Origin of the sequence: Micromonospora sp. NPDC002717, assembly GCF_040295705.1 — a bacterium.
GTDB lineage: Bacteria > Actinomycetota > Actinomycetes > Mycobacteriales > Micromonosporaceae > Micromonospora.
The window spans coordinates 115,218-137,829 of the sequence record NZ_JBEOVW010000013.1 but is presented as its reverse complement, the minus strand read 5'-3'; the positions used below and the strand labels follow the sequence as shown (position 1 = coordinate 137,829).

Below are 22,612 nucleotides of genomic sequence, written 5' to 3'. Positions count from 1 at the left end.
GCGTGTCCCCTTCCGGCCCGCCCGATCGGATAGCGTCGTGCCATGCCCGACAGCGGTTACCCCTGGCCCATCGAGACGACCCGACTGGACAACGGCCTGCGCGTGGTGGTGAGCGAGGACCGCACCGCCCCCGCGGTCGCCGTGAACCTCTGGTACGACGTCGGCTCCCGCCACGAGCCCACGGGGCAGACGGGCTTCGCCCACCTCTTCGAGCACCTGATGTTCGAGGGCTCGGTCAACGTGGCGAAGACCGAGCACATGAAGCTGGTGCAGGGCTCGGGCGGCTCCCTCAACGCCACCACCAACCCGGACCGCACCAACTACTTCGAGACCGTCCCGGCCGAGCACCTCGAACTGGCGCTCTGGCTGGAGGCGGACCGGATGGGCGGCCTGGTCCCGGCGCTGACCCAGGAGACGCTGGACAACCAGCGTGACGTGGTGAAGAACGAGCGGCGCCAGCGCTACGAGAACGTCCCGTACGGCGACGCGTGGCTGCGGCTGCTGCCGCTGCTCTACCCGCCCGGGCACCCGTACCACCACGCCACGATCGGGTCGATGGCCGACCTGAACGCCGCCGACCTGGCCACCTTCCAGGCGTTCCACCAGACGTACTACGCGCCCAACAACGCCGTGCTGACCGTGGCGGGCGACGCCCCGGCCGCCGAGGTCTTCGCGCTGGCGGACAAGTACTTCGGCGCGATCCCGCCCCGCGAGGACATCCCGTCCGCGCCCGACGGGCGGACGGTCCCGGCCACCGGGCGGCCCGCCGTGGAGACGGTCACCGGCGACGTCCCGGCGCCCCGCGTCTACGTCGCGCACCGCACCCACCCCTTCGGCAGCCCCGGCTACGACGTGGTGACCGTGCTCGCCACGGTGCTGGGCAGCGGTCGCGGCAGCCGGCTCTACCAGCGCCTCGCCGACGGGGAGCGGATCGCCCAGCCGGACCTCGTCGGGGCGTACGGGGTGGACCTGGCGCACGCCCCCGCGCCGATGATCGCCACCGCCACGGCCCGCCCCGGGGTGAGTGGCGAGCGGCTGGCCGCCGGGCTGGCCGAGGTGGTCGACGAGTTGGCCACCGTGCCCGTCACCGCCGCCGAGCTGGACCGGGCCAAGTCCCTGCTCAGCACCATGTGGTGGCGGCAGATGTCCACGGTGGAGGGCCGGGCGGACACGCTCGGGCGCTACACCACCCAGTTCGGCGACCCGGCGAAGGCCGCGGAGCGGCTGCCGGCCTGGCTCGCGGTGACCGCCGAGCAGATCGCCGAGGCCGCCGCCGAGGTGCTCGCCGCCGCCGACCGGGTGACCCTGACCTACCTGCCCGAGGAGAAGCCCTGATGACGCTGATCACCGACCGACCCGGGCCGGGCGTCGCCCGCCCCTACCGGTTCCCGCAGGTGGTCCGCCGCACGGTGGCCGGCGGCCAGGTCGTCGCCGCGCACCTGCCCGGGCAGAACCTGGCCGTGGCGCTGCTGCTGCTCGACGCGGGCGCCGGGCGCGAGCCGACCGGCAAGGAAGGGCTCGGCGGGGTGCTCGCCAAGGCGCTGGAGGAGGGGACCGCGCAGCGCGACGCGACCGCGTACGCCCTGGCGATCGAGGCGCTCGGCACCGAGCTGGTGACCGGGCTGGACTGGGACTCCTTCCAGGTCAGCGTGCAGGTGCCGGTGGAGCGGCTGAGCGCCGCCGTGGAGCTGCTCGCCGAGGCGGTCCGCACCCCGAAGCTGGACCCGGAGGACGTCCGGCGCGTCCGCGACGACGAGGCGACCGCGCTGCGGATGGACTGGGCCAACCCCGGCCCCCGCGCCGACGCGGCGCTGCGCGCGGACCTGTTCGGCGCCGAGAACCGCTGGGGCCGCCCCATGTACGGCGACCCGGACTCGGTCGCCGGCCTGGACGTCGAGGACGTCACCGTCTTCCACTCCGAGTGGTTCATCCGCCCCGGCACCCTGGTCGTCGCCGGCGACCTGGACCGGCTCGACCTGGACGCGCTGGGCGCGACGGCGTTCGCCGGCACCGGCGGCGGTCCGGTCGACCGGGGCGGCCCGATCGAGGTGCCGACCCGCCCCGGCCGCCGGATCATCCTGGTGGACCGCCCCGGCTCGGTGCAGTCCACGCTGCGGCTGGGCCACCCGTCGCCGCACCGCGCCCACCCCGACCACGTGCCGATGGCCCTCGCCGGCACGGTGCTCGGCGGAGCGTTCACCTCCCGGCTCAACCACCTGATCCGCGAGGTGCACGGCTACACGTACGGCATCCGGGGCGACTTCGCCTCGTCCCGGCGGTTCGGCCGGTTCGCGGTCAGCTCGGGCGTGCAGACGGCCGTCACCGCGCCGGCGCTGGTCGAGGCGGTCGGCGAGATCACCCGTACGCAGCAGACCGGGGTGACCGAGGAGGAGCTGGCGGTGGCGCGCTTCTGGCGGGCCGGGCAGCTCTCGGTCGAGCTGCAGAGCCCCCGGGCGATCGCCTCCGCGCTGACCACCCTGGTCGTGCACGACCTGCCGGACGACTACCACGCCCGGCTGCGGGAGTCGCTGCTCGCCGCCGACGTGACGCAGGTCTCCGCGGCGGCCGCCACCCACCTGCGCCCGGAGGCGCTCACCCTGGTGGTGGAGGGCGACGCCGCCGTGATCCGCGACGAGCTGGTCGCCACCGGTCTGGGCGAGGTCGTCGACGCCGCCCCCTGACCGTTGCCCCCCGGCCCGGGGGGCGGGCCCGCGATGTGATGTCGGTCGCGGTCGGGGCGGGGCGGGTGCTGCGGCACGGGCCGGCCGGCCGGCGGCAATGCTCCGGCGGGGCGCGGTCGGGGCCCCGGATCTTCTCGCCGCGGGTGCGATCGGGCGGTGACGTTCCGGGCGGGGGCCGCCCCGGGCACGCCGCGGCTGCCGCCCGGCCAGGCGTGACGTCCGTCCGCGCGGTGGGAAAGCGTTCCCGGCCGTGGGCCCGGGCTGGGTAGCCTCGCGGGCATGAGGATCGGCATTGTGGGGGCCACCGGCCAGGTCGGTGGCGTGATGCGGCAGGTGCTGGCGGAGCGGGAGTTCCCGGCGGAGCAGGTGCGGTTGTTCGCCTCGGCGCGGTCGGCCGGGCGCACCCTGCCCTTCCGGGGCGGCGAGGTGACGGTGGAGGACGCGGCCACCGCCGACTACTCCGGGCTCGACATCGTGCTCTTCTCGGCCGGCAAGGGCACCGCCAGGGAGTTGGCGCCCCGGGTCGCCGCGGCCGGTGCCGTCGTCATCGACAACTCCTCGGCGTTCCGGACGGACCCGGAGGTGCCGCTGGTCGTCGCCGAGGTCAACCCGCACGCCGCCGCCGTACGCCCCAAGGGGATCATCGCCAACCCCAACTGCACCACGATGGCGGCGATGCCGGTGCTGCGCCCGCTGCACGCCGAGGCGGAGCTGGTCGGCCTGGTCGTCTCGACCTACCAGGCGGTCTCCGGCGCCGGCCTGGCCGGCGTGGCCGAGCTGGACGAGCAGGTCCGCAAGGTCGCCGAGCACGCCACCGGGCTCGCCTTCGACGGCGCGGCGGTGGAGTTCCCCGCCCCCCGCTCGTTCGCGCGGCCGATCGCGTTCAACGTGCTCCCGCTCGCCGGCTCGATCGTCGACGACGGCTCCTTCGAGACCGACGAGGAGCAGAAGCTGCGCAACGAGAGCCGCAAGATCCTGGAGATCCCCGGGCTGAAGGTCTCCGGCACCTGCGTCCGGGTGCCCGTCTTCACCGGCCACTCGCTCCAGATCAACGCCCGGTTCGCCCGCCCGGTCACCCCGCAGCGGGCCCGCGAGCTGCTCGACGGCGCCCCCGGCGTGGCGCTGAGCGACGTGCCGACGCCGCTGCAGGCCGCCGGTCAGGACCCGACCTACGTCGGCCGGATCCGCGCCGACGAGACCGTCGAGCACGGGCTCGCCCTGTTCTGTTCCAACGACAACCTGCGCAAGGGCGCCGCGCTCAACGCGGTGCAGATCGCCGAGCTGGTCGCCGCCGAGCGCCGCTGACCGACGCGCGTGCGACGGGCCCGCCGACCTCGGCGGGCCCGTCGTGTGGGCGCCCGCTGGGGCGTACGCCGTGGTTCGATAGGGGCATCGGGACCGGTCGAGCGGGAGGATGCCGTGGCGGACGACGAGACCCGGCGGGCGTTGACGGAACTGATCGCCGGTCACCGGCTCGGGGTGCTGGCCACTCTCAAGCGGGACGGTCGGCCGCAACTGTCCACCGTCATCTACGACGCGACCGTGGCGGAGCTGGTCGACCTCTACCGGACGGTGCAGGGCGAGCACCCGGACTGGGCCGACTACCGGCGGGCGATGGTCGCCGAGCGCCGTCTCGTGCTCCGGCTGCACGTCGAACGCCTCTACGGCGCCCCGCCGCACGGCTGAGCCCGCCCGGGACGACGTCGCGGACCTCCCGTTCGTCGTCGGTCGTCCGCGCTGCGGGCGGGCCGGGGCACCGCGTGCCGCCTCGGATCGTGTTCGCGTTACCCCGCTCGGACGGCGGGTAGACGACCCGTGCCGACACCGAGAGGGGAGCACCATGACAACGGTCGGAGAGTTCATGACGACCCGGTTGGTGACGATGGACGGCAACGACACGCTGACCGCCGCGGCGCAGGAGATGCGCGACAGCGCCATCGGCGACGTGGTGGTGACCGCCGGCGACGATGTCATCGGCATCGTGACGGACCGGGACATCACGGTCCGGGGCGTGGCGGAGAACATGGACCCGAACACGACCCCGCTCAACCGGATCACCTCCAAGGACGTGATCACGGTGAGCCAGTACGACGACGCGGTGGCCGCCGCCGACCTGATGCGGACCTACGCCGTGCGCCGGTTGCCGGTCATCGACGACGGGCGGCTGGTCGGCCTGGTCTCGATGGGTGACCTCGCCGTGGAGCGGGAACCGCAGTCGGTGCTCGCCGACATCAGCGCCGACGAACCGAACAACTGACTGTCCGCCGCGGCGCGCCGGCTCCCGTCCCGGGGGCCGGCGTCGCGGTGTGCGCGGAAGGCGGGCGCACCCGCACCGCGCGCCGTCCGCCGGTGGACCCGCCCATGCCGACCTCCGCACCCGACTCGCCCTGCGCGCACGCTACTGCGCGGGGACGACCTCGCCGCCGCCGTCGCCGGCGGGCCCCGGCTCACCCGATCCGGGCGAGGTTGACCCGGCACGGGACGGGGACCCCGTTCGGGACATGACCGACGGGGGAGGAGAGGACCCGATGGTGGACGCGACGACGAGGTTCTTCGAGGACCTCGACCGGCGGGAGTACGAGCCCCTGCTGGACAAGTCCTCCGGGACCCTGCGCCTGGACCTGCACGAGGGGGCGCAGACGACGCACTGGCTGGTGCGGATAGACCGGGGCCGGGTCCGGGTGAGCCAGGAGGACCAGGACGCCGACACGGTGGTCGGGACCACCCCGGCGCTCTTCGAGGACCTCGCCACCGGGCGGGAGGACGGGATCGCGGCGCTGCTGCGGGGGGACCTGACGGTGTCGGGGCAACTCCGGCTGCTGGTGCAGTTGGAACGGCTCTTCCCCGGCCACCCGGACGCCCGCGGCCCCCGCCGGCGTTTCCAGGGCCAGCGGGAGGTGCGGTGATGGCGCAGAACAACACGATCCGGATCCTGGACGGCAGCACCTTCGTCGTGTCGGAGGACACCGGGGACATCGAGGCCACGCCGACCGAGCCGACCGGATTCTTCTCCCTGGACACCCGGTTCCTGTCCACGTGGGTGCTGACGGTGAACGGGGAGCGGCTCACGCCGCTGTCGTACGACGACCTCCAGTACTACGAGGCGCGGTTCTTCCTGGTGCCGGGGATGGCGACGCACTACATCGACGCCAAGCTGTCGATCATCCGGGAGCGGACGGTGGGGGGCAGCTTCCAGGAGCAGCTCACCATCCTCAACCACGACGAGAAGCCGGTCGACCTGGAGATCAGGATGGACGCGGCGTCCGACTTCGCCGACCTGTTCCAGGTCAAGGACGAGATCCTGAACAAGAAGGGCGAGATCTTCACGGAGGTCGAGACCGACCGGCTGCGCCTGGGCTACCGGCGGGGCAACTTCAGGCGGGAGACGACCATCTCCGCGTCCCCGCCGGCCCGGTACGACCGCAACGGCTTCGCCTACACGATCCACCTCGAACCCAACCAGAGCTGGGAAGCCCAGATCGAGGTCGGCACCTTCGCCGGCGCTCAGGGCGGCCGGGACCTGCGGATGGGGCTGGGGGCGCACGGCGACGAGCGGCTCGCCCTCCAGCACGACCTGGAGGAGTGGATGGCCAGGGCGCCCAAGGTGAACAGCCAGCACGAGCGGGTCGCCGCGACCTACCGGCGCAGCCTGATCGACCTGGCCGCGCTGCGCTTCTCGCCGCTGTCGCTCGGCGGGGCGTCACTGCCGGCCGCCGGCCTGCCCTGGTTCATGACCATGTTCGGCCGGGACAGCATCCTGACCTGCCTGCAGACGCTGCCGTTCACGCCGGACCTGTCGAAGACCACGCTGCGGATCCTGGCCTCCCTCCAGGGCACCCGGTTCGACGACTTCCGGGACGAGGACCCGGGCCGGATCCTGCACGAGATGCGGTACGGCGAGACCGCCGCCTTCGAGGAACAGCCGCACTCGCCGTACTACGGGTCGGTGGACGCCACCCCGCTGTTCCTGGTGCTGCTCGACGAGTACGAGAAGTGGACCGGCGACGTCGAACTGGTCAGGGAGCTGGAGCGGGAGTGCCGCGCCGCGCTGAAGTGGATCGACGACTACGCCGACCTGGTCGGCACCGGCTACATCTGGTACGAACGGCGCAACACCGACACCGGCCTGGAGAACCAGTGCTGGAAGGACTCCTGGGACTCCATCTCCTACCGGGACGGCACGCTGCCGCCGTTCCCCCGGGCCACCTGCGAGGTGCAGGGGTACGCGTACGACGGGAAGCTGCGGGCGGCCCGGCTGGCCCGGGAGTTCTGGGACGACCCGGAGTTCGCCGACCGGCTGGAGCGGGAGGCGGCGGCGCTGAAGGAACGGTTCAACCGGGACTGGTGGGTGGAGGACGGCGAGTACTACGCGCTGGCGCTCGACCCGGACGGCCGCCAGTGCGACGTGCTGAGTTCCAACATCGGCCACCTGCTGTGGAGCGGGATCGTCGACCACGAGCGGGCCGAGAAGATCGCCCAACATCTGGTCGGGCCCCGGCTCTTCACCGGCTGGGGGGTGCGGACGCTCGCCGAGGGGGAGGTGCGCTACAACCCGGTCGGCTACCACAACGGCACGATCTGGCCGTTCGACAACTCGTTCATCGCCTGGGGCCTGCGCCGGTACGGCTTCGCCGAGGAGGCGGCGGTCATCGCCAGCGGCATCCTCGACGCGAGTACCTACTTCCAGGGCCGGCTGCCGGAGGCGTTCGGCGGCTATCCCCGGGAGCTGACCAAGTTCCCGGTCGAGTATCCGACGGCGTGCAGCCCGCAGGCCTGGTCGACCGGCACGCCGCTGCTGCTGCTGCGGACGATGCTCGGCCTGGAGCCGCACGAGGGGCACCTCGCGGTGGACCCCCGGCTGCCGATCGGGATGGGCCGCATCGAGGTGCTGGACATCCCGGGCCGGTGGGGCCGGGTGGACGCCTTCGCCCGGGGCCGCCTCGACATGCACCGGCTCACCGAGTGACGACCGGTCCCGGCCGGGCGGGCGACCCGGCCCGTCCCACCATGGCTGCCGGCCGACCGCACCGCGGCCGGCAGGCGACGCGGCTCGGTCGGCCACGCGCCACCGGCCGGCGGGCTGGCGAGCGGCTCAGGTCGGCAGGGTAAGTTCGCGCAATGCCGGAACTCGTGTACCCGCCCGTGATCGCCGCCGCCAAGACGATGTTCCGGGTCCTGGACCTGAAGATCACCGTCGAGGGCGACCACCACGTCCCGCGTACCGGCGGGGCGGTCATGGCCAGCAACCACGTCAGCTACCTGGACTTCATCTTCTGCGGGCTGGGCGCGCACCCGTCGAGGCGGCTGGTGCGGTTCATGGCCAAGAAGTCGGTGTTCACGCACAAGGTGTCCGGCCCGCTGATGCGCGGTATGCGGCACATCCCGGTGGACCGGCGGGCGGGCGCCGGCTCGTACGCGACGGCGGTCAGCGCGCTCAGGCGCGGCGAGGTGGTCGGCGTCTTCCCCGAGGCGACGATCAGCCGCTCGTTCACGGTCAAGGCACTCAAGAGCGGGACCACCCGGATGGCGGCCGAGGCCGGCGTGCCGGTGCTGCCGGTGGCGCTCTGGGGCACCCAGCGGCTCTGGACCAAGGGCCGGCCGCGCACCCTGACCCGCCGGCACACCCCGATCACCATCCTGGTGGGCGAGCCGATGGACCCGGCCGCCTACCCGGACGCCAACGCGATGACCGTCGACCTGAAGACGCGGCTGAGCGCGCTGGTCGACCGGGCCCAGCGGGAGTACCCGGACCAGCCCGCCGGCCCCGACGACACCTGGTGGCTCCCGGCGCACCTGGGCGGCACCGCCCCCACCCCGGAGGAGGCCGCCGCCCTGGACGCCCCCGCCCGCCGCCCCGCCACCCCCTGACCCACCGCGAAGGCCGGGCGGGTGGCCGGATCGGTCCGGGGCGGGGCGGGATGGTGTCTGCCGCGACGGCGTCCGCCCGGTCAGGATTCACCGTATGAGCAGAGCAGCACTCGTCGTCATCGACGTCCAGGAGTCCTTCCGGCAGCGCCCGATCTGGGCGTACGCCTCGAACCCCGACATCGTCGCCCAGGTCGGCCGGCTGGTCGACGCGGCCCGCGAGCGCGGTGACCTGGTCGTCTGGGTCCTGCACGCCGAGCCGGGCAGCGGCGGCGTCTTCGACCCGGCCGGCGGGCACGTGCGGCTGATCGAGGGCCTGTCGGCGGCCCCGGGGGAGCCGACGCTGGTGAAGACGTCGCACAACGCGTTCACCACCACCAACCTCCAGCAGACCCTGACGATGGCGGGCGTCCGCGAGATCACCGTCTGCGGGATCCGCACGGAGCAGTGCGTCGAGACCACCGCCCGGGTCGGCTGCGACCTCGGCTACGAGGTGACCTTCGTGACGGACGCGACGGTCACCTTCCCGACCCCGCACCGGGACCTGCCGGCCACCGCCACGCTGGAGGAGGTCCTCGCCGACCCGCGCACCCTGTCGAACGAGGACATGATCGCCCGCACCGAGTACGCCCTCGCGGGCCGCTTCGCCACCGTCCGCACCGTCGCCGAGGTGACCGGCGCGGTCCCGGCCGGCGTACGGGGCTGAGCCGATGGCCCGGGTCGTCTTCCTGCTCGTCCCGCAGGTGCACCTGCTGGACCTCGCCGGGCCGGCCCAGGTCTTCTCCACCGCCGCCGACCTCGGGCACGACTACCGCCTGCACTACGTCGCCGACCGGGAGGTCGTGCCGACCGTGCAGGGCGTACCGCTGGTGGCCGGGCTGGAATGGCCCGAGCTGACCCGCGACGACCTGGTGGTCGTGCCCGGGTGGCGGCCCCGCGCGCATGGGCCGCAGGGGCCGGTCGGGCCGGACGACCTGCGGCGGCTGGCCGACCACCACGCCGCGGGCGGCACCGTCGCCAGCGTCTGCGCCGGGGCGTACGCCCTCGGCCGGGCCGGCCTGCTCGACGGCCGCCGCTGCACCACCCACCACGAGGTGCAGGACGAGCTGGCCCGGCGGTTCCCGGCGGCGCGGGTGGTGCGCGACGTGCTCTACGTGGTCGACGACCGCGTGGTCACCTCGGCCGGCATCGCCAGCGGCATCGACGTGGCGCTGCACCTGGTGGCCACCCGGCACGGCCCGGCGGCGGCGGCCCGGATCGCCCGCACGCTCGTCGTCCACTCCCGGCGCAACGGCCACGAGCAGCAGGCCAGCGCCATGATGCGGCACCGGTCGCACCTGTCCGACGCGGTGCACCGGGTGCAGGACCTGATCGACCGCCACTTCGCCGAGCCGCTGCCGCTGGCCGACCTGGCCGCCGCGGGCGGGGTGGCCGAGCGGACGCTGACCCGGCTCTTCCGGCAGGCCACCGGGCTGACCCCGCTCGGCTACCAGCAGACCCTGCGGGTGGAGCGCGCCGAGCACCTCATCGGGCACGGCGCCACCGTGGAGGCGGCCGCCCGCACGGTCGGCTTCACCGATGCCCGGATGCTGCGCCGGCTGCGGGCCCGTGCCACCCACGGTCGGAGCGTCCCCGCTGGTAGTAGTCGTCCCGGGAACGGAACTCCACCGGCAGCGACCCCGGCAGGGTGATCCGGGCGACGCCGGCGGACAACCCCGCCCCGGCCCGCACCACCAGCACGTCCCGCTCCGGCGGCGAGAGATCCACCAGCTCGGGGTGGGCCAGCCGGAACGCGGCCACCGCCCGGCGCACCCGGCGGGCCAGCCCGGCGACCTCCTCGGCGGGGCCGGCGAGGCCGAGGGCCGGCTGCTGGATGGTGCGCAGCGCGTCGCAGACCACCAGCAGCCGGGCCTGCTCGTCCGGCCCGGGCGGCAGCAGCTCCAGCCGGGACGGCCACTGCCAGCGGATCTGGCCGCTGACCAGGCCCGGCAGCCGGACGACCCGGCGGTGCCGGGCGGCGTCGCCCGCCCCGTCGGCCAGGGCGAGCCGCGGCCCGTCCCCGACGTACGCGATCCGCCGGTCGGCCGCCACCTGCGTCACCGCCGGGCCGGTCGGCTCCGGGCCGTGCTCGCCGCCGCCCCTCAGCCGCCGGGCCGGTCGGCTCCGGGCCGTGCTCGCCGCCGCCCCTCAGCCGCCGGCTCGGTCGGCTCCGCGTCGCGCCGCCGCCAGCAGGTGCCCGCTGGCGCCGATCACCTCCGGATCGCGCTCGAAGAGCGTCGCGCAGCGCGACACCTCCGCGAACAGCGGCCCGTCGGCCTCCTGCCCGCCAGTCACGGCCAGCAGCGGCCACAGCGGACCCTCGACGCCGTACAGGTCCGGCCGGGGAAGTCCGGCCGCCTCGAACTCGTCGATCACCTCGTCCGGCCGGTGGAAGTAGGCGGTGGTGAAGCCGCTGCCCGCCTCGTTGACGCCGGTCGCGTAGGTGCGCAGCAGGGCGGGACGGGTGTGGTCGTCCACCCGCCCCTGCCGGGTGAGATCCATCAGCGGCGCCTGCCGGCTGATCGTCGCCGTGACCACCAGGCCGCCGGGCCGGGTCAGGCGGGCCGCCTCGCGCAGTGCGGCGACCCGGTCCGCGCGACCGGTCAGGTGGTAGAGCGGCCCGAGCAGCAGGGTCACGTCGGCGCAGCCGTCGGCGAGCGGCAGACGCCGTGCGTCGCCGACCGTGGCGCTCACCCCGGGATGCGCGTGCCGGGCCGACGCCGCGTGCGCGGGGACCAGGTCGACCAGGTGCACCCGGTGGCCGGCGGCCGCCAGCCACCCCGCGTACGCGCCGGGGCCGCCGCCGACGTCCAGCACCGTCGCCGGTGCCGGCGGCAGCAGCCGGGTCAGGACCTGGCGGGTGCGCAGCCCCTCCAGCCGCCCCAGCGGGGTGCGCTCCAGCCGGTCCGCCTCCACGAAGACGTCGGTGTAGTAGCGCACGATGTCCGGCTCCGCCGGTCGGGACCCCGCCATCCGTCGATGCTGGCCACGAGCCGGCAGCGCTGTCACGTCAATTTGTCGGCCGGGCGCTCAGTTGACCGGCAGGGCCCTGGGGCCGCCGCCGGCGATCGACCGGGTCAGCTTCCGTCCACCCGACCAGAACCAGCAGCGCACCCCCCGGTCACCGCGTGCCCACGCCTCCTCCGACGGGAACCGGTAGGTGGTGCCGGTGCGGTAGCGGAGCATGCCGTCGACCGGCACCTTCGCGTAGCGGGCGATGACCGTCCGGCACTTCGCGTGGATCGCGTCCTCGTCCTTCGTCGCGTCGTCGTACCGGCCGTCCGGGGCGGTCCAGATGCCCGCGTACTCGAACCGGTGCGGCTTGCCGCAGGCCACCGGCTCCAGGTTGCCCCAGCGATTCTCCTCGCCGCAGGTGAACGTCAGCGAGGAGGGAGCCTTGAGGACGCCCCGCAGGGTGCCGGTACGGGGCACGACCGGGTCGGCCACGCCGCCGCCGGTGCCGCCTGCGGCGAGCTCAAGCAGGTCGCAGCGGTACCACCGGCTGCCACCAGCCCAGCCGGGCGGCGAGGTGGGCGCCACCTGCACCGACAACCGCGCGCCGCGCCACTCGCCACCGACGAACGCCTTCGCCTTGACGTCGCACTCGGCGAACGCGGTGCGCATCGCCATCGACTCGACGCGGGGCGGGATCGGGCGCGCGGCGAGCTCACCGGTGAACGTGCCGATGTGGAACGTCTCGACCAGGTGCGACTTCGCACAGTCGACCGGCTGGTGGCTCGTGAGGTACGCGGTCGGGTCGGCGACCGCGTGGCACTCGCCTGCCTGCGGCACGAACTGGCGGGCCTCGGCGACGGGCCGCCAGTCGTCGGTCAGGTCGCCGTCGGTGCCCGCCGGGGTGCCGCACCCGCTCAGCGCCCCCGCGATCAGCGCGGCCGAAAACGTGACGCCCAGCCAGCGTCGCATGTCACCATCCCCGTGCCCCCGTGACAATCGGCGCAGCATATGGCACCGGCGGCGGAAGCGCGTGCCGCCGGATTCAGCCCAGTCGCAGGCCGAGGTCGCGCAGCAGCGCGACCTCGGCGGGGTGGGGGACGACCTCCCGGTGACGTGCAGCACGAGCGCCGCCAGCGCCCGGTTCGCGTACGGCACAGGCCGGTCGGCGGGCGCAGTCGTCGCACCGTGCCATTTCGACGCCGGTGCTACGTTCACGCCATCGCCGCCTCACCAGCCAGGAGCCGACCGTGAAGAGGTACGTGAGCCTGTTCGGCGTCATCGTGGCGACGGCGGGCCTCGCCGTCATCGGCACCCTCGGCGGCGCGTACCTGGCCGACCGCACCGCGACCCGGCAGCCCGATCCCACCGCCGCGGTCACCGGCAGCACCGGCCGCCCGTCGACCGGATCCGGGAACGCTGACCCCGGCCACTCGGCGTCGCCGGGCCGGTCGGCGTCGCCGGGCCCGTCCGCGTCGCCCAGCCAGGCGCAGCCCGGGCCCCGGACGTACCGGCTCGACCGGCCGATCTACGAACAGGCGTCGCTGAGCGTCACGCTGGTCAGCGCCGAGACCAGCGGCGGAAAGCTGCGGCTGAACCTCAGGTACCGCAACGACTCGCGGCTCGCGTGGCCGGTGAGCTGCCCGGCCGTCGACGTCGACCTGGTCTCCTCACACCTCACCCTGTCGGACGGGCGGACCGTGCGTCCCGAGAGGACGTGGTGCGCCACGACGCGGGCCGTTCAGTCCTTCAGCATCGGGCCGGGCGAGCAGATCAACAGCTGGGCCGTCTACCCGGTGGTCCCGGAGGCCGCGTCGTCCTTCGAGCTGAGCTGGTACGACTTCCCCACCCTCGACGTCCGGCTCAGGTGACCGCCCGACGCTGCGGCCACGTGTCGTAGCCGTCGCCTGTCCTCAGGGGCTCCGAGGACGTGGCTTGACGTGAGTGCGCCCGGCAGGATTCGAACCTGCGGCCTTGGGATTAGAAGTGGTATTCACATCATGATCTCTGGCTTCAGCACTCTCTCTAGCTGCATGAACTCTTGCTCGGGTTGCCCAGAGTTTCTCCGGTGACCCACATTTCGCACCACGAATAGCTCCACGGTCAGCTCGATCGGCGGGCTCAGGGTTCATAGAGGTAGTGACTCGTTGTGATACCTCGTCTGGTGGATAGCTCGAACGCCCCTACTGCTTGGTCTAGCAGTGTGATGGCGGATCGGCGTAACGGGACACTTGCGTGGGCCATGCTTTGTCCGGGGTGCGTGCTTGAATGTCGCCATGACCGCAGAGCGCGACACCCTACCCGGTCCGAACCATCCTCTTTCCGGCATTGCGACAATAACCTTCGCGGCATCGACTGGAGAGGTTGAAGTGGTTCTCGTTGGCGGGCGCAGTATCCGTGGGCGCGTTGAACCGATAAGCGGACCCACTCTAGTTGCGAAGTCAGTTTTCGATGTTTACTCGTCGACTCTGCGAACGTCGTTGAGTGACGGCACTGTTTTTACCACTCAGATCGGTACGCTCTTGACAGAGGTTGACCGGCCGGTTGTTTACCTGGACCAGAACCATTGGATCGACCTAGCGCGCGTGATCGTCAATCCTCCCGTCGATCCTAATGATCGGGAAATTTCATGCCTGCGTCTCATTGAGTTGGCTCGCAGTCGCGACATCATCTTGCCTCTATCGGGCGGCCATGTTGTGGAAATAGCAAAGAAGGGGGGACGGCAGCGCCTTGACGTGGCGCGTGTGATGGTCGAGCTTTCGCGGGGATGGCAAATGCGCAGCCCCTTATATGTTCGAGCAGCCGAACTGGCCAGAATGTTCAGGCCTGATGCTGGCGGAGGTGCCCTCCTAGACGTTTTTACCTTGGATCCCTGGGCGCTTTGGAATGATCCTTATCGCCGGCCGCAGCGGAGGTCCAGTGTCCCTGAGCTTCCTCCAGAGGTCCGGGGCGTGAGTGAGCGTATCTCGTGGATCGAATCGTTCATCCATGTGCTGCTCGATACCGACCCCGAAGTCTCGCTAGCAGGCCTTGAGATGGCAGGTAAATGGGCGTCTTCTTTCCAGGAGCTTGCCCAGCATATGAGGTCCAATCCGAAGGCCAGGGCCTATGCGCGTGATCTGACGCGGACTAGATTCATTACCGATATGTCTAACGACGTCGCGGCTGCGGCGGCCGGTGGAGGGTTGACCCCCGAGCAATTTACTGGGTGGTTGCAGGATGAGGCTGAAATAGCTTTCTCGTCGCTGCCGGCGCTTGGCCGCATTCGTGAGGTGTTGCATTTGCGGTTAATTAATGCGGACGATAAATGGCATCGTAACGATCTCAATGATATGCTCTTTCTGTGTTGTGCGGCCGGTTATGCGGATGTGGTCATTGGGGAAAAGAAGATGTGCAATTATTTGCAGCGGGCTAACGATAAGGTGTCTGCGGGTGCGGAGGTTTTTCGTCGGGTCGTAGACGCGCTGCCGAGGGTCGAGGCGGCGGTGGCGGTGCGGGTGCCTGTGCGATGAGCGCTTCTTAGGGTTGCAAGACAGCGCTCGACAATCGGAGAGCGGCGGCCGGCATTGTTGGTTGTGGGAGAGGCTGAACCATCTCCGCATCTCTGCAGGAAGGGCCGTGAGCTGGGCGAATGCGTGCGGAGATGCGGAGAGCTTCCGAGGCTCCGTCTCCGCGAGGTGCCGTCATCTCCGCAGCAGGTTGCGGAGTTGCGCAGATCGACCAGGTTCGACGGTCTGATCTCCACAGGGTTCTTTTCCCTGGTGGTGGCGGGTTGGTGCGGAGTTGCGGAGTTGGTTCAGCGGGTTTCACCCGTCGTGCCGCTCGACCCAGAACGCGGCCCGGTCGCCCCGGTCGTTCCGGCCGGTATGGACGATGTGCTGCCCGCGCCAGCGTCCGGCCTGCCCGGTGAGGAGTCGGCCGAGTTGGGGCGGGTTGGGTAGGCGGCCGTTGTGGGTGGTCATGAACTTTTGGCGGGCTGGGCGCTGGCGGCGTCGGACGGCGGAGGGGTTCCGAGCTTTCTGTCCCTTGGTCAAGGCGGCGCTAAACGGGCCCCACGTCGCGCCCCTGTCGTTGCACTCGACCCGTCTGATGCCCGGTGGTTCGAGCGGAGAGCGGGATGCGCAGAAGAACGTCGCGGAACACGGGGCGTCGGCTGGAAACTGGTCGAGGCGGCAGCGGCCGTCGTGCCGCCGCACCGCGGGGCGAGTCATCGCTGGCGGAGGTAGGGATGGGCGGCGCGTGTCTCCAAGGTCAATGGCGCTTCGCGTCGCTTTGCGACGGCCCTACGAGCCGCCTTTGACTCTGTTGCCTCTTGTTCGGCAGTCGCCGGCAGGCCAGGAGACTGCCCGGGGTGCGCGCGCTGCATCCTGCAACGTCCTCTTTGGCGCAGCCCGTCGAGCTGTCAAAGGCGGGTTGATGCCGGTGATGGCAGTGGTGATTGGCCCCTGGAGTTTCCTGGCGAGGGCGAAGGGATGACCCTGGGTGTATCGTTAGCCGCCCGCAGATCATGCGGTTCTAGATGGCCGCAGTCCACTATCTGTTCTAACTTCGGACGCTTCTTTAGTCGAGTGAATTGAACTGTTCGAGTTTCGGCGCTCGCCTCATGCACTAGCCGCACTACTGTTGGTGCAGGCAGCTTCACCCCTAGTGCGTTCCAGTGGAAGTCGCTCAGAGTGAGAACCACGGTTTGAGAGGGATGTACGATGTGAGGGCCCCGCGCAATCCAGCCCACTGCCGCCCAATTCATTCCCCCTAAGATGGAGCCCGAATGGCTGTGCTGGTACAGGGCAACGATTCTGGTGTCGACGATTGGAATATGGGAGTCGTTTGCGATGTGTATCTCCGTCCTGCTGCCATTGTTGGCGACCCAGACACGAACTGCGTTCCGTTCGGCACGGCGACGCCGCGAGACCTCGGTCAGATATACCCGGAGGGCTACGAGAGCTGCCGCGAGGGTGCCGAGCGCCTCAAAGGCGCCCCACCCTGACCAAGACCAAAACGATGTGGACGGCACGCATCAAACATAGTGGACGGTGTCACGTCGGCTGCATGCTGGAAGCGGTCCAGGGCTGACGTCCGCCCTTGTGCCTATGGCTTGTCGAGCGCCGGAGGCGACAGCGCCCAGAGTGGTTGGACGGGTTGCGGCTTAAGTAGCCAAGTCGGCGGTCGTGTGCGACCAAAGTGTGCTGATTGCCTGCGAATTGTGGCGTTTTGTCATATCCTGCTGCTGATGCTTCCGGCCATCTTGTGGGTTGACTCGGGTGGCTGTGGTGCCCGAGGTGCTAGACAACCACACCTGTTCACTCGACAAAGCATGGCCGCTTCGTGTATCGAAGGTTCGTGGATATCGAACCTCGTTTCGAGCAGGCGACCTTGCGGATGCGTCAAGCAGCTGTCCGGGGTGCCTTCATCAAGAGGCTGTATAGCGACTTTGGCGGGACATGTGCCGCTGGTGATTGCCCCTATCCATCTCGGCTTCCGGACGGCACGCCGATTTTGCAGATTGTGTACATAAGGTCTGCTAGGCCCGGAGGGCCTCGGTGGGACCCAACTATGACCCTTTCAGAGGAGGGGGCGTACGAAAACCTCCTTCTGCTTTGCCCCAGTCACCATGAATTAATCGATCGCCTACCCGATCAGTATAATTCAGAGTGGCTAACGTCAATGCGTCAGCGGCACATTGAGCGGGTCACAAGCATTCTCGCTTCCCTTGCTGGCCAGACTGCTCAACCCTCACGTGCTAATCGATTTCGAGAGGCGTTGGCTGTTTGGGAGAGGGAGCGACTTAATGCCTCGGAAGGGTTCTGGCAGAACCTATTCGCGAGCCGACCCGAACTGTTGATGCCAACTCTGAGCGGCCGCCCGTATGTGCTTAACGAGCAGTGCTATGTCGGTGGCAAGTCAATTTCGAATCGTGGCGGCAGAGTCCCCGACTTCCTGGCTCAGTGTCACGGAAATGCTGTTCTTATTGAGCTGAAGACGCCCGCCACCAAGCTTGTTGGGGCTCGCTATCGAAATAATGTTTATCCGCCATCGACGGAGCTGATCGGGGCCTGTGTGCAGGCGTTGGAATATCGCGTGACTCTCATGAACTACCTTCATTCACTTCGCCACGAGACGCCGGAGTTGGCTGCGCACAGCCCTACTGCTGTCGTTATCGCCGGAGACGCCCACCAAACTCGTCTGACGGAGCCGCAGCGGCGCTCATTCGAGATATTCCGAACATCGCTCAAGGATCTCAATATCATCACTTACGATGAGTTGTTCCTTGGAATAGAAAACCTGGCTGCGATGCTTGACCCGTCCTCGGTGTCGGTGCCGTAGTCCGGGCCGGCGTCCGGCGGGCAGTAGAGAACTTCGGACCGCTCGCTCAGTGGTTCGACCGGCCAGTCGCGGTACACGCTGACCGTCGACATGAAGACGTAGCGTCCGGCAACGGGCGCGAGCGCGCGGGCGACGGCAAGGGTGTTGGTCGGCACGTACCCCGAGGTATCGACTACGGCGTCCCAGGGGCCAGCGGCGGCGAGGGCGGCTAGGTCTTTCGGGCGGGTGCGGTCTCCCCGGATGGGCTGCACAGCCTCCAGGAAGGGATCCGAGGTGCCCCGGTTGAAGGTGGTCACCTCCCAGCCGGCGTCGATGGCGGCTGTGACGATCGCATGGCCTACGAACCAGGTTCCGCCGAGCACGAGCAAGCGCATAGGAGCATCATGCCGATCTAGCGACCAGTTGCCGAGTTAGCCTTTGCTCTGATCAAGGCGGCCCGCAAGCGGGCCGCGCCGGTCGCGCTCGGCCTGCTGGCGGCGCAAGCGCCGGCTTCGGCCGGCGCGCCGGCCCAATGGAGGGCATGCCTCCGGCGGGGCCAGACGACTCCGAGATGGAGTTGCCGAACGGTTGCGGTTCGTGGGTGGTGGGATGCCATCCCGCCACCCACCGACCCAGGCGAAGCCGAGCGGACCAGGGCCAGGGTGTGTGGGTCGGCGCAGACGGGATGGCAGGACAGCTGCGGGTGCGACGAGGCTTCGTAACCCGGTAGGCGGATTGGCCAGCCGCACCTAACCTGTTTGGCGTGCGTGAATCTATTCCCACCGGCGAGACGATGGACCTGGGCAACCTGCACCTGTATTGGCAGCTCATTGAGCAGGAGTTCCAGGCAATCGACGGCTTGCCCTCTCTGGAGGGGCGCCACGTACTCTCTGCCCGCGCCTTCGACCAGTCGCAGGTCGCCGGGCCTCGTACCTACATCGAGGTGGCACGATATCTGGGTGTTGCCAGGGACAACCACCAGGCGCTGCTCGCGTTGCTGAAGCATCACGGCGCCACGCTTTGGGCCCCGTGGAGCCTGCTGCGGCCCACCTTCGAGACGGCCTTCTACGCCGCGTGGATCCTCGACCCGGACGATGGGCGGGAGCGCCGGGCGCGAGGGCTTCGGTGCGAGGTCAACGACTACTACCAGCAGCGTAACCATCGTGCTGCCTTCAAGGCTTTCCCTGAGGCCGCGAAGCTGATCGTGGAGCGTGAGCAGTGGGACGCTGCGCATGGGTCGTTGAAGACCTACCGCGAGGAGGCTGCTGCGCTCGGCCGGCGATGGAACGAGGTGCAGCAGAAGGTCAACGTTGTGCAGGAGTTGCCCAAGCTGACCTTCGTCAAGGACCAGCGCGAGTCCGCTCCGTTGTTCGAGGCGATGTGGCGTCTGCTCTCCGGCTACGAGCATGGCCTCGGATGGGCCTTGATGAACGGTAGCAAGCGGAAGGTGGAGGCAGAGATTCCCGGCGGCTCAACTGTCAATTTCACCATCAACGACGAAGCCTTCGTGAACGCAGCTAAGGCCACCTATTTCCTGCTCCTGTCGGCCTGCCGGCTCCTGCGACGCCGTCACCTGGAGCCAATCCGATAGGGAAGTAGTCCCTGCTGAGCCGGGGCACCCCAGAGCCGCCGCCCCGGCCATGCAGTCCGCATCTAAGAAGCCGTTGCTGCCACCCGCCCTTTAGGTGAGCGACAAGGTGATTTCAATGCGCTCAAGAATAGCTTGGAGGGCCGGCGAGTCTGAGCTTTTGATCAAAGCAAGGAGGGAGTTGAAGTGGTGCCAGTCGTGTTCCTTGAGATAGAAAAGGGTGGCCTCGATATCGTCAACTTCGCGCTCCACCATCGTCCGCACGGCGGCTCGCGCCTCGTCGAAGAATCCCCTTCTCTCCAAAGCCACTACCAGTGCACCCATCCACTCCCCATTGCTGGTCGGAGCCTCTGGCAGAGACTTGAGTGTTTCCACGACAGCCTGCACCGTTGGGAGTGAGACCTGATCTAGGTATGCGGCATTCGCGAGGATGTCATTCGCAGCGCGATGCTGAGAAATCGACTGCACCAGTAGCACTGCGCAGGCCACAAGGGCGGCCAGGATAATCCAGGCCTTGCCATTCAAAGGAGCAACCGCAGCCAGGGTTATGAGCGGCGGCACGATCACAACGCGCAGTTCGCCTTCCGACTTTAGCCTGTCGTAATCTTGATAGAGGCTCGGTGCCGTAACCGAGAGTTGGGGGGCGGCGTATCTGATCGAAGGGGCTAGCAGTCCTACTGGAAAAATCTGTGCAGCGCTTCCAGGAACACTGGCGCGACCGAGAGTGTTTGAGATGGCATCGTAGAGTAACGTGTGGGCGGTGTTGCTGATCGGGTTAGTCGCGCTTTCAAGCGCGTAGGCTCTCTTGTATAAGAATTGCGGCCTTGGGTGGCGGAACTCATTTTCGCTGACCCGAATCAAATCTGCATCCGCCATCTTGCGCAGGATCTTGTGAACGCCCCTGCCTGTGCGATTCATGAACGCAAGTGTGAGTGTTGTGGCGACCGTTCCGAGGAGAAATGCGCCGGCAATCGCGACAGGTGCTATTAGCGACGAGGGCCACGATTTGACAAAGTTAATGAGGGCTTTGGTGTCGGGGGAGGGCGCAAGTATTCGACCTGCTCTAGGTGCCAGTAGTACGACAGCCACGCCGAGCCAAAGCAGGCCAGCAGACATGGGCGCACGTAGGTCTCGTAGACCTGGAAGCAAGGAGCTGAGGAATCCCACTCCTCCCATCGTATGGAGGGCCAAGCCGCCAGGCGTCCCCCGAACAGCCACCAGGGCTCTGACGTGGAAGGTGTAGAGCGCGGCCGACTAGCACGGGTGCAGGGTGACCCGCACCAAGGCGGACGGCACCAGCATCGATGCCCCTGTCATCGGCGGGACGGGCTGACCTGACGGGTTGGCGAATGCCGGGCCATCGACGGGCCACAAGGTGGTGTCAGCGAGGGCCAAGCCAGGCCGCGCGGAACTGCATCGAGCGGACGTCAGGCTGCTATCCGGGCCGATCTTGTGCGATTCCCAAGCTGACGCTGCGCCCGGCGAGCGGTCCGCATCTAGTTCCGCAAGAGGTCGACGGACAGCGGGGGGTGGTGAGAGATGTCGAGAGGCGTTTCCGCTGATAGAAGCCCATCCGCACAGCTCGCCGGGTAGCCTATTTGATGACGTAATACGTAGGTCATGGCAGTTGTTGCTTATGCACCCGCGACGGTCGCTCGGCGACCTCGGGCAACGTTTACCAAGCCCTCTGATGCCAGGAGGGCTACAGCGCGGTGGGCGGTACCGACCGAGACGCCGTGCGCCGCAGCGAGGTCGGCAACAGTGGGGAGTTGATCACCGGGCCGCAGTCGGCCATTGGCGATCTGGTCGCGCAGCTCCGCGGTAATTGCTTGGTACGGGCTGCTCGCCACGGTGCGCTGCATTGGCGCGACCGGGCGCGGTGGCATTCGAGCGGCCAACGTCCCAGCAGCTCGCTGGTCCGACTCCGACAGCCAGGCCGCGTAGACCCTGAGCGTCGTCGTCCCACCGCCCCCGTGGCCGAGCCGTCCGGCGACCGTCCTCACGTCGACACCCGCGTTGATTAGCTCAGTCGCCGAGTAGTGGCGTAGCGCGTGAATGTGGCTCTCGATGCCGAGCCGAGTGGCGAGCCGGCCGTATCGCTGGGTGATGGTGTCGGGCCGGTAGCCACGGCTGTTGTCCGGCTCAGGGGAGAAGACGTAGTCGGCGGGGTCGGCGTCCGCGTCGAGCTGCGCCAGGCGCTCGACGTACCGGCCGTGCAGCTCGCGCAGCACTTCGACCGTCTCCGGGTCGAGTGCGACTCGCCGCTGCTGGTGCGTCTTAGTGTCCTTCTCCCGCAGCTCGCCGTGCTCATCCAGGTAGGCGCTGCGCCGCAGCGTCAGCACGCCGGCGGCCAGGTCGAGATGGTGCCAGCGCAGCGCGCACAGTTCGCCGCGTCGGGCGCCCGTCGTCATGGCGAGCCAGACCAGCGCGCCCCAGTCCGGGTCGCGCCACGCCTCGTTGATGATGCGGGCTGCGTCGGCGGGGTTCGGTGGCTGCGGGTCGGGGTGCGGCGGCGCGGGTGGCTCGGCCTGGCCGGCGGGGTTGACGGCGATCCAGCGCCACCGGACGGCGCGGCTGAGGGCACCACTGAGGATCCAGTGGATTTGCCGCACCGACGAGGCGCTCAGCGGCTTGCAGACGTGCGGCCGGCACTTTGCGGTGCAGGTGTGTTCGCCCTCCACGCGGTGCTTCACGTACGCCTTGCCGCCGCACCAGTCGCGGCAGCGGCGCAGGCTCGCGTAGAACGATTCCAACGTCTCGGCGTCGAGCCGGCCGACCGGTAGCTTGCCGAGCACCGGCCGTACGTGCTTGTTGAGCTTGTTCATGTAGCCCATGCGCGTGGTGGCCTCGATGTCGGCCACCTCAAGCCACCGGTCTAGGAGCTGGTCGAGTGTGGCGCGGGTGCGCGGGTTGCGTCGCTCGTCCACCTGGGCCAGCAACCGGGTGCGCGCCTTCTCCGCTTCCTTGGCGGCGGTGCGGCCGGCGGGGATGACTTCGGTCAGGTAGTGCCGCTTGCCACTGATCGGATCCTCGCCCGCATACACCTTCACTCTCAGTGAGCCGCTGGGCAGGGTTTCGATCTCGCCGCGTTGCCGCTTCCGGCGTCCGTTCGAGGTTGCCACGCGGCAAAGCTAGCTCGTTCGCACCACGCGCCGCACCACGCGGCATGATCGGCCGAGAGAAA

The 22,612-nt window shown here is 69.5% G+C and carries 21 protein-coding genes; 14 read left to right on the top strand and 7 right to left on the bottom strand.

The window, feature by feature from the left end; genetic code table 11:
* Nucleotides 1-42 precede the first annotated feature (42 nt).
* The 10 genes from ABT006_RS20640 to ABT006_RS20595 all read left to right on the top strand — a co-directional run bounded on the left by ABT006_RS20640 (nt 43) and on the right by ABT006_RS20595 (nt 10,237).
* Nucleotides 43-1,335, top strand: a complete 1,293-nt coding sequence (locus tag ABT006_RS20640) for a M16 family metallopeptidase (RefSeq protein ID WP_350708591.1) — start codon at nt 43-45, stop codon at nt 1,333-1,335.
* Entirely contained in the window at nt 1,335-2,681 is a 1,347-nt protein-coding gene (locus ABT006_RS20635) for a M16 family metallopeptidase (RefSeq protein ID WP_350708589.1), read from the top strand. The genes ABT006_RS20640 and ABT006_RS20635 overlap by 1 nt, the downstream gene beginning before the upstream one ends.
* Before the next feature lie 279 nt (nt 2,682-2,960).
* Nucleotides 2,961-3,986: an aspartate-semialdehyde dehydrogenase gene (locus ABT006_RS20630; protein ID WP_350708587.1), complete on the top strand. Its 1,026-nt coding sequence runs from the start codon at nt 2,961-2,963 to the stop codon at nt 3,984-3,986.
* A gap of 114 nt (nt 3,987-4,100) precedes the next feature.
* On the top strand, nt 4,101-4,367 hold the full coding sequence (locus ABT006_RS20625) for a pyridoxamine 5'-phosphate oxidase family protein (RefSeq protein ID WP_350708585.1): 267 nt from the start codon (nt 4,101-4,103) through the stop codon (nt 4,365-4,367).
* 154 nt (nt 4,368-4,521) lie between these two features.
* The gene (locus ABT006_RS20620; protein ID WP_350708583.1) at nt 4,522-4,938 is read left to right on the top strand and encodes a CBS domain-containing protein; all 417 of its coding nucleotides are present in this window, start codon (nt 4,522-4,524) and stop codon (nt 4,936-4,938) included.
* A 271-nt stretch (nt 4,939-5,209) separates the two neighbouring features.
* Nucleotides 5,210-5,587, top strand: a complete 378-nt coding sequence (locus ABT006_RS20615; RefSeq protein ID WP_350708581.1) for an SCP2 sterol-binding domain-containing protein — start codon at nt 5,210-5,212, stop codon at nt 5,585-5,587.
* On the top strand, nt 5,587-7,647 hold the full coding sequence (locus tag ABT006_RS20610; protein WP_350708579.1) for an amylo-alpha-1,6-glucosidase: 2,061 nt from the start codon (nt 5,587-5,589) through the stop codon (nt 7,645-7,647). The genes ABT006_RS20615 and ABT006_RS20610 overlap by 1 nt, the downstream gene beginning before the upstream one ends.
* A 152-nt stretch (nt 7,648-7,799) precedes the next feature.
* Nucleotides 7,800-8,549 carry a lysophospholipid acyltransferase family protein gene (locus ABT006_RS20605; protein ID WP_350708577.1) on the top strand — a complete coding sequence of 250 codons (750 nt, stop codon included), beginning with the start codon at nt 7,800-7,802 and terminating at the stop codon, nt 8,547-8,549.
* Between the two features lie 94 nt (nt 8,550-8,643).
* On the top strand, nt 8,644-9,252 hold the full coding sequence (locus tag ABT006_RS20600) for an isochorismatase family protein (protein ID WP_350708575.1): 609 nt from the start codon (nt 8,644-8,646) through the stop codon (nt 9,250-9,252).
* A gap of 4 nt (nt 9,253-9,256) precedes the next feature.
* Nucleotides 9,257-10,237, top strand: a complete 981-nt coding sequence (locus ABT006_RS20595) for a GlxA family transcriptional regulator (protein WP_350708574.1) — start codon at nt 9,257-9,259, stop codon at nt 10,235-10,237.
* On the opposite strand, the gene ABT006_RS20590 is transcribed toward ABT006_RS20595, so the two are convergent.
* From ABT006_RS20590 to ABT006_RS20580, 3 genes are all read right to left on the bottom strand, one after another.
* On the bottom strand, nt 10,119-10,646 hold the full coding sequence (locus ABT006_RS20590; protein ID WP_502891009.1) for a hypothetical protein: 528 nt from the start codon (nt 10,644-10,646) through the stop codon (nt 10,119-10,121). The genes ABT006_RS20595 and ABT006_RS20590 overlap by 119 nt on opposite strands.
* A gap of 87 nt (nt 10,647-10,733) precedes the next feature.
* A complete protein-coding gene (locus tag ABT006_RS20585) occupies nt 10,734-11,558 on the bottom strand; it encodes a class I SAM-dependent methyltransferase (RefSeq protein ID WP_350708572.1) in 825 nt (274 codons plus the stop codon).
* A gap of 57 nt (nt 11,559-11,615) precedes the next feature.
* Nucleotides 11,616-12,509 (bottom strand): septum formation family protein, encoded by an 894-nt coding sequence (locus tag ABT006_RS20580; RefSeq protein ID WP_350708571.1) that lies wholly within the window; start codon nt 12,507-12,509, stop codon nt 11,616-11,618.
* Nucleotides 12,510-12,787: 278 nt separating this feature from the next.
* On the opposite strand from ABT006_RS20580, the gene ABT006_RS20575 reads away from it, so the two are divergent.
* Together ABT006_RS20575 and ABT006_RS20570 are read left to right on the top strand one after the other, a co-directional pair.
* Complete coding sequence (locus ABT006_RS20575; protein ID WP_350708569.1) at nt 12,788-13,408, top strand: hypothetical protein; 621 nt, start codon at nt 12,788-12,790, stop codon at nt 13,406-13,408.
* Nucleotides 13,409-13,813: 405 nt separating this feature from the next.
* Nucleotides 13,814-15,049 carry a hypothetical protein gene (locus ABT006_RS20570; protein ID WP_350708567.1) on the top strand — a complete coding sequence of 412 codons (1,236 nt, stop codon included), beginning with the start codon at nt 13,814-13,816 and terminating at the stop codon, nt 15,047-15,049.
* 294 nt (nt 15,050-15,343) lie between these two features.
* Here ABT006_RS20570 and ABT006_RS20565 read toward each other — a convergent pair whose 3' ends face one another.
* Nucleotides 15,344-15,499, bottom strand: coding sequence for a hypothetical protein (locus tag ABT006_RS20565; protein ID WP_350708565.1), 156 nt, complete (start codon nt 15,497-15,499; stop codon nt 15,344-15,346).
* A 1,417-nt stretch (nt 15,500-16,916) separates the two neighbouring features.
* Between ABT006_RS20565 and ABT006_RS20560 the strand changes: the two genes are divergently transcribed.
* Nucleotides 16,917-17,861: a Shedu immune nuclease family protein gene (locus ABT006_RS20560; protein WP_350708736.1), complete on the top strand. Its 945-nt coding sequence runs from the start codon at nt 16,917-16,919 to the stop codon at nt 17,859-17,861.
* Here ABT006_RS20560 and ABT006_RS20555 read toward each other — a convergent pair.
* Nucleotides 17,789-18,235 carry an NAD-dependent epimerase/dehydratase family protein gene (locus tag ABT006_RS20555; RefSeq protein ID WP_350708563.1) on the bottom strand — a complete coding sequence of 149 codons (447 nt, stop codon included), beginning with the start codon at nt 18,233-18,235 and terminating at the stop codon, nt 17,789-17,791. The genes ABT006_RS20560 and ABT006_RS20555 overlap by 73 nt on opposite strands.
* 368 nt (nt 18,236-18,603) lie before the next feature.
* Here ABT006_RS20555 and ABT006_RS20550 point away from each other — a divergent pair, with 368 nt between their 5' ends.
* Complete coding sequence (locus ABT006_RS20550) at nt 18,604-19,431, top strand: hypothetical protein (protein ID WP_350708561.1); 828 nt, start codon at nt 18,604-18,606, stop codon at nt 19,429-19,431.
* Nucleotides 19,432-19,521: 90 nt separating this feature from the next.
* Here the strand turns inward: ABT006_RS20550 and ABT006_RS20545 are convergent, their stop codons facing one another.
* Together ABT006_RS20545 and ABT006_RS20540 are read right to left on the bottom strand one after the other, a co-directional pair.
* The gene (locus tag ABT006_RS20545; protein ID WP_350708559.1) at nt 19,522-20,346 is read right to left on the bottom strand and encodes a hypothetical protein; all 825 of its coding nucleotides are present in this window, start codon (nt 20,344-20,346) and stop codon (nt 19,522-19,524) included.
* A 716-nt stretch (nt 20,347-21,062) separates the two neighbouring features.
* Complete coding sequence (locus ABT006_RS20540; protein ID WP_350708557.1) at nt 21,063-22,550, bottom strand: tyrosine-type recombinase/integrase; 1,488 nt, start codon at nt 22,548-22,550, stop codon at nt 21,063-21,065.
* Nucleotides 22,551-22,612: the final 62 nt, after the last annotated feature.

Coding starts and splice junctions, on each gene's coding strand:
- ABT006_RS20640 (WP_350708591.1), top strand. CDS start 43: ATGCCCGACAGCGGTTACCCCTGGCCCATCGAGACGACCCGACTGGAC.
- ABT006_RS20635 (WP_350708589.1), top strand. CDS start 1,335: ATGACGCTGATCACCGACCGACCCGGGCCGGGCGTCGCCCGCCCCTAC.
- ABT006_RS20630 (WP_350708587.1), top strand. CDS start 2,961: ATGAGGATCGGCATTGTGGGGGCCACCGGCCAGGTCGGTGGCGTGATG.
- ABT006_RS20620 (WP_350708583.1), top strand. CDS start 4,522: ATGACAACGGTCGGAGAGTTCATGACGACCCGGTTGGTGACGATGGAC.
- ABT006_RS20615 (WP_350708581.1), top strand. CDS start 5,210: ATGGTGGACGCGACGACGAGGTTCTTCGAGGACCTCGACCGGCGGGAG.
- ABT006_RS20610 (WP_350708579.1), top strand. CDS start 5,587: ATGGCGCAGAACAACACGATCCGGATCCTGGACGGCAGCACCTTCGTC.
- ABT006_RS20605 (WP_350708577.1), top strand. CDS start 7,800: ATGCCGGAACTCGTGTACCCGCCCGTGATCGCCGCCGCCAAGACGATG.
- ABT006_RS20600 (WP_350708575.1), top strand. CDS start 8,644: ATGAGCAGAGCAGCACTCGTCGTCATCGACGTCCAGGAGTCCTTCCGG.
- ABT006_RS20595 (WP_350708574.1), top strand. CDS start 9,257: ATGGCCCGGGTCGTCTTCCTGCTCGTCCCGCAGGTGCACCTGCTGGAC.
- ABT006_RS20585 (WP_350708572.1), bottom strand. CDS start 11,558: ATGGCGGGGTCCCGACCGGCGGAGCCGGACATCGTGCGCTACTACACC.
- ABT006_RS20580 (WP_350708571.1), bottom strand. CDS start 12,509: ATGCGACGCTGGCTGGGCGTCACGTTTTCGGCCGCGCTGATCGCGGGG.
- ABT006_RS20570 (WP_350708567.1), top strand. CDS start 13,814: ATGACCGCAGAGCGCGACACCCTACCCGGTCCGAACCATCCTCTTTCC.
- ABT006_RS20565 (WP_350708565.1), bottom strand. CDS start 15,499: ATGACCACCCACAACGGCCGCCTACCCAACCCGCCCCAACTCGGCCGA.
- ABT006_RS20560 (WP_350708736.1), top strand. CDS start 16,917: ATGCGTCAAGCAGCTGTCCGGGGTGCCTTCATCAAGAGGCTGTATAGC.
- ABT006_RS20555 (WP_350708563.1), bottom strand. CDS start 18,235: ATGCGCTTGCTCGTGCTCGGCGGAACCTGGTTCGTAGGCCATGCGATC.
- ABT006_RS20545 (WP_350708559.1), bottom strand. CDS start 20,346: ATGAATCGCACAGGCAGGGGCGTTCACAAGATCCTGCGCAAGATGGCG.